Source organism: Paracoccus sp. M683, assembly GCF_007096355.1.
Lineage (GTDB): Bacteria > Pseudomonadota > Alphaproteobacteria > Rhodobacterales > Rhodobacteraceae > Paracoccus.
Window position 1 is genome coordinate 1 of record NZ_VKDF01000039.1, and the last position, 5,525, is coordinate 5,525.

3 protein-coding genes are annotated in these 5,525 nt (G+C 60.2%); 1 reads left to right on the plus strand and 2 read right to left on the minus strand.

Annotated features, from left to right (window positions below; all coding sequences use genetic code 11):
• Positions 1 to 215: 215 nt before the first annotated feature.
• Positions 216 to 1,352: a Fic family protein gene (locus tag FNJ84_RS21450; RefSeq protein WP_143795235.1), complete on the plus strand. Its 1,137-nt coding sequence runs from the start codon at positions 216 to 218 to the stop codon at positions 1,350 to 1,352.
• Positions 1,353 to 1,683: 331 nt separating this feature from the next.
• Here the strand turns inward: FNJ84_RS21450 and FNJ84_RS21455 are convergent, their stop codons facing one another.
• Positions 1,684 to 4,185: a S8 family peptidase gene (locus FNJ84_RS21455; RefSeq protein WP_143795236.1), complete on the minus strand. Its 2,502-nt coding sequence runs from the start codon at positions 4,183 to 4,185 to the stop codon at positions 1,684 to 1,686.
• The gene (locus FNJ84_RS21460) at positions 4,178 to 5,185 is read right to left on the minus strand and encodes an AAA family ATPase (protein WP_024845331.1); all 1,008 of its coding nucleotides are present in this window, start codon (positions 5,183 to 5,185) and stop codon (positions 4,178 to 4,180) included. The genes FNJ84_RS21455 and FNJ84_RS21460 overlap by 8 nt, the downstream gene beginning before the upstream one ends.
• Positions 5,186 to 5,525: the final 340 nt, after the last annotated feature.

The following is a 5,525-nucleotide window of genomic DNA, read 5'->3' on the forward strand; positions in this document are numbered from 1 at the left end:
CACAGACCCCGGAACAGGGCGAAGCGGCGGGTGTGTGCCTCCGGTCGGGCTACGCCCTCCCTCCGACACACACCCGCCGCAGAGTCTCATCCTGATTGACGCGGAATCTCATCCTGTTTGTCGCGCCGCAACGAAACCACGCGTTCGTGTCGTGCGGAGATTAGCTCCCACATTCTCCGCATATCTTGCGGTGTTTTTCCTTGCGCTTGCGGAGAATGCGGCCCACAATCGCCGCACTTAGCGCGGAGAATGTCGTGTACATCTGGGAACAAACAGACTGGCCCAGGCTAACCTGGCAGGACGGCAGCATTGCTGCGCCCCTGGCTGCAGTGCGTCACGACCAGGGGCGACTGATAGGCCGGATGGAAGCGCTGGGCTTCAAGCTACGCGAGGAGGCGGTCCTGCAGACCCTGACGCAGGACGTCGTCAAGACAAGCGAGATCGAGGGCGAACAGCTGGACGCCACTCAGGTGCGGTCATCCCTCGCCCGACGGCTTGGCATCGACATCGGCGCCCTGCCTCCGACCGATCGCAATGTGGAAGGCATTGTTGAGGTGATGCTGGACGCAACGCGGAACTTTCAGGCCCCGCTCACCGCCGAGCGCCTTTTCGGCTGGCATTCGGCTTTGTTCCCCACCGGACGCAGCGGCATGACGAAGATCATCGTCGGCGATTGGCGTGATGACAGCACCGGCCCGATGCAGGTGGTGTCCGGGCCCTTTGGCCGGGAGAGAGTCCACTACTCCGCCCCACCCGCACCGCGGGTCGTGGCGGAGATGGAAGCCTTCCTCACATGGTTCAACGCACCGCTGGCCACCGACCCTGTGATCAAGGCGGCGCTGGCGCATCTGTGGTTTGTGACGATCCACCCCTTCGAGGACGGCAACGGCCGCATCGCCCGCGCCATCGCCGACCTGGCGCTTGCCCGTTCGGAGGGAAGCTCGCAGCGGTTCTACAGCATGTCCGCGCAGATCAGGACCGAGCGGAACGCCTACTACGAGCAGCTCGAGCGCACTCAGAAGGGGGGCACGGACGTCACATCATGGCTCCTGTGGTTCCTTAACTGCCTCGGCCGCGCGGTTCACGGTGCCGACGGCGTCTTGGCTGCGGTCGTCGCCAAGGGGCAGTTCTGGGAACGCACTGCGGCGCTGGCGCTGAACGAACGTCAGATCAAGGTGCTGAACCGCTTGCTTGATGGGTTCGAGGGCAAGATGACCTCTTCGAAGTGGGCCATCATCGCCAAGTGCTCGCAGGACACTGCGAACCGTGACATCACGGCTCTACTGGACCTCGGTCTGCTGCGGAAGGGCGAAGGCGGCGGCCGCAGCACGCACTATGAGTTGGTGCTGTGACGGTACTGGCGGCGATTATTCGCCCCGTCGAAGGGGGGGCTCGTAAAACGTTGACCAGGTGTTGACAAGAATTTGGAATGACAAAAGCCGAGCGTTATGCTCGGCTTTGAAGTCTTTGATAACACTGGTTTTTTTGGTTGCGGGGGCAGGCAACCAACGATACTTGCGATTGGTCGAACGGAATATCCCAAGACTTGCCGCTTAGCCTAACCTATTAAGACTCATAAGAAAATATCCAGTTCCGTACGTCGAACCTGCGCGCGTCCTTCGGGGCAAAACAAGGTAGCCGCAGCTAGGCAGCCTCCAATCGGCACAAGGCAGAGCATTCTTGCTATGTCTCGATTGCTACGCCCGCTGCTATCAGGTTCGCAAGCTCTGTTGCGATTGGTGTGATCAGGTCAACGTCGACATCCGGTGCCTCGATACCGACAACGAGCGCATATCGACTCTTGCTCTCGGCTCTTCCAAGCGCCTTGCGCTCGCGCCACCAACCTGAAATCGGAAACACATAGAGAAGGTCCCGCGCTGCAAGCTCAACGGCACTGCCCTCCCAAATATCCATGTGGACTGAACCGGCCGACACCGACTTCGGCCCAAAGAACCAACCATCGTTGTCTTCATTCACCGGCCGAAGATCGCCCTCATCCCGGTCGTCCTTATTGACCCGACGCATGAAATTGCGTTCTGTCTCACGCGCTCGCTTCAAGTCGAAACGCAGACCGAACGACTGGTATCGTGCAGGATCGATCGCGCTTGCGAAGCTCGGATTCGGCTCCACGAAATACGACAATGTCACCTTCAACCTGATGCGCTCGTTACCGAGGCTTTCCAGGACGTCTCGCGGCCAGGGCAAGCGGTAGACATGGGCATCACCAAACCGCACGTTTCCGCCGTCCATACGGAAGGGCTGGATGTTCCGCTGTGCGACCAGGGCAAGGTCGTCGCGCGCCGAAGCTATGCCGCGACGCAGATTGGGCACCCCATATCCATACTTTCTGGTCAGAGCCTTTCGTTCGGCCTTGCCCGCTGCTCCGGCAAACTCCGCGAGCATATGCGGCGTCCACCGCGCGCTGTGCACCATCAGGGCCCTGACGGCTTCCGGCCAGTAGTCGGGACGTTCGGCCATCATGCGCGCGGCCATCCGTCCCGCCTGGGCGGTTGCCGCGCTCGTCGCCCAGAAGGACACAATCGGCTCGGGAACAGCAGTTTTGGAAGTCGTCAGCAGAGAAAGAGACGGCAGCCCGGACACGGCCTCAATTCCTGACCTGCTGACCGCGCGGTTGCCAGCTTCAAACACGACCTCAGGTTTTATGGGGGACTGGCTCGACCGCCAGAGCGTCGTCGTCCGACTGTATGGACTCCGATCCCCCGGACGCGACCAACCGGACCAGTCCCGGTAGGCGTACTCGGCAATATCGGATTTCAGCGTGGTGCCGCCCACGGTAAGCACATTCCACGCCTGTGCCGGATCCTCGCCCGGGAAAGCGTCGGCATCGGCTATCTCGTCAGCGTGGGAACTGTCTCCAATGTTGCCGAGTGCCTGCACGAACAGTCGACGGATATGATCAGGCCCCTCCTCGACCGCATCGGCGCCGGAGGATATCTGGTCGAGTGCCGCGCTCCATCCCGTCGGCTCCGCTCCGGAACGATTCTCGTTGGTGACAGCCATGCAGAAAACTCTGGGACGCTCAGAAGCCGCGATCTCCGGCAATGCCGCCGCCGAGGTTGTGATTGCACCGTAGGAAAACGGATCATTCGGCTCAAAACTATCCGGCGGAAGGATTTTTACCGATTCCAAGCGGTGCGATAGGACTGGCCGTGATGCGTCCCCTAGTTGCGTGGTCAAGTCGCCGTGCAAAGCGAGACCAGCCATTCCTGAACCATGACCGATGTTGCTATGGTCATCAACGCCCCAGTCAGCAACCACCGTATGTAGATCACCACGGTCGAGCGCCGGCTCGATCAGGGCATGCCCGCGATTGATGCCGGTATCGAGCAGGCAGACGGCAGGCACGTCCCTGCCCGGCCAAGTGACACGCTCGGCGAGATTTTCAACGAAATCGCTTACCATACCGTGGAGCTCGTCAGTGAATACCGCAGGCGTGTCGGTCGCCCGGCGGATCTCAGCGATTCCCCCGGTCGAAAACAGCAACAACTCGATCACAGCCCGGCGGCCATGGACGGGGAGAACGATCACTTCCGGAAACCGCAATCGCGTATCGTCATCTCCGACGGTCAGCCCCAGGCGCTGCGCAAGGTCGTCAACGCGCTCGACCCGATCTCGAAAGCACCATAGTGCCCACCACATTTCCGCCTGCGGATCGTCAGGCAATGCATCCGGGTCGTCACGCCAAAAGGTCTGAAGGCGGGCAGTACGGACATGCTCGACCGGCTCGACACGGGATTTCTTCGGAATCTTCTCCCCGTCTTCCACCTCGGTGAACGCATAGTCACGAAAGACAGCGTCGAACACGTCGCGCGTATCGTCCGGCACAAAGAGCGCAATGCGCCGGGCGCCATTCGCGGTGACTGTTACGGCCCCCTGTCGCGTTCTCTCACGCTTCCGCTCGAGGGTCGTAGGTCCCACACCCGGCGCGAGTTCAACCTCAAGGTAAACCCCATCGGGGGGCGGTGCTCCATCGGGAAGATCGAGGACTTCTCGCCTCTGGTCCGCAAACTGAAGGGCGGCATTGAGTTCCCCAACCAGCCGACGACCATGCTCTTCGCGAATTCTCTGCAATGTCCTTTGGCGCGCGTTGCTGCCAGGGGATTTATAGTCGCGGACCACTCCCAATCCGCTGAGATCAATGTGACGATGCTCGTATTCAGCCAAGACGTTCTTTTTCCTCGGCGAACACAGTTTTCATGCTTTGCCGCTTGTTAAGTTGGCGGATCAAGTCAGCTGTAGAAACCTGCCCCCTTTCCGCGAGAATGGCTTCCTTGACAACTTCTTCCGCAGCATGAACAATTTCTGCCTGACTCAACCCTTCCGCCGCTGTCTCGATTGTTTTCCAGACGAGTTTAGGATACTTCATCGGCGCTAGATGTGCCTTGATGATTGCCCGCACCTCGTCAGGAGTCGGCATTTCGAACTGCAAAACCTCATCGAAACGCCGAAGCAGAGCGCGATCCAGCAGGGATGGGTGATTGGTCGCCGCCACCAGAACGCTATCGGTCGCGGATGGCTCTTCCATGAACTGAAGGAAGCTGTTCAGTACGCGACGCATCTCGGCCACATCGTTGGTTGCAAGCCGGTTGCTACCAACAGCATCAAACTCGTCGAACAGATAGACGCCCCTGCGCCGCTGTGCCTCATCAAAGACAAGTCGTAACTTGCTCGCCGTTTCCCCCATGAAGCGTGTGATCAGGCTTTCGAGTCGGATCACGAAGAGCGGCAGTCGCAGTTCCCCAGCCAGCGCCTCCGCAGTTATGGTCTTGCCCGACCCCGGCGGGCCAGCGAAAAGGATGCGGCGGCTGGGGGTCTTGCCATGTTCCCGCAACCAGTCCCGGCGTCGCTGTTGAAGCACCACAGCTTCGAGATGCCCCTTGATGTCCATGTTCAGGACGACGTCGGCGAGACGGATTCTCGCTTCCCGCAGGTCCAGCAAGTTGTCGAGATCGCCACGCGGACGCGAGAAAGAAATCGGGACCGAAGCTCTGACGCCACGCTGCGCGCGTACGGCATCTACCGCCGAACGGATTTCTTCGGCGGTCGCCCGGTGGCCCTGACGTGCTTCCCCGGCTGCAACCTGCAGCGCGATGGAGTAAAATTGCTCCTCATCGCCCTCTGCCTGGCTTCTCAGCATCGCCAGTATCTGCTTCGCATTTGACACCGCGCTGCCTCATCCGACCATGGTTTTCCTAGAATCGTAGTCTAGTCACACCGATTTGGGAAGTTTTCAATCGCTACTGGCGAGTCAGAATGGCCGGAGCGCTCACTGAAGCCGACAGAAGCCCAGAGGGCCTCCTCCGCCCAGATGTGTGCCCGACACTCGATGGGGAAGGTCGGGCACGAGAACCTCTGCATCAATCGTAACCGTCCGGGCTCACTGCTCTGCCGCAGATAGAGAGTAATCGATAGTGTCCGCTTAGGATAGCGGACACTCTGGGGTTATTGATGGCGGGTCGGACCAAGCGGCTTTGGACGGACGAGGAGAAGCGTTCGATCTGTTT

Bases quoted from the DNA above. Each gene is read 5' to 3' on its own strand.
- FNJ84_RS21450 (WP_143795235.1), top strand. From the start codon at position 216: ATGCGGCCCACAATCGCCGCACTTAGCGCGGAGAATGTCGTGTACATC.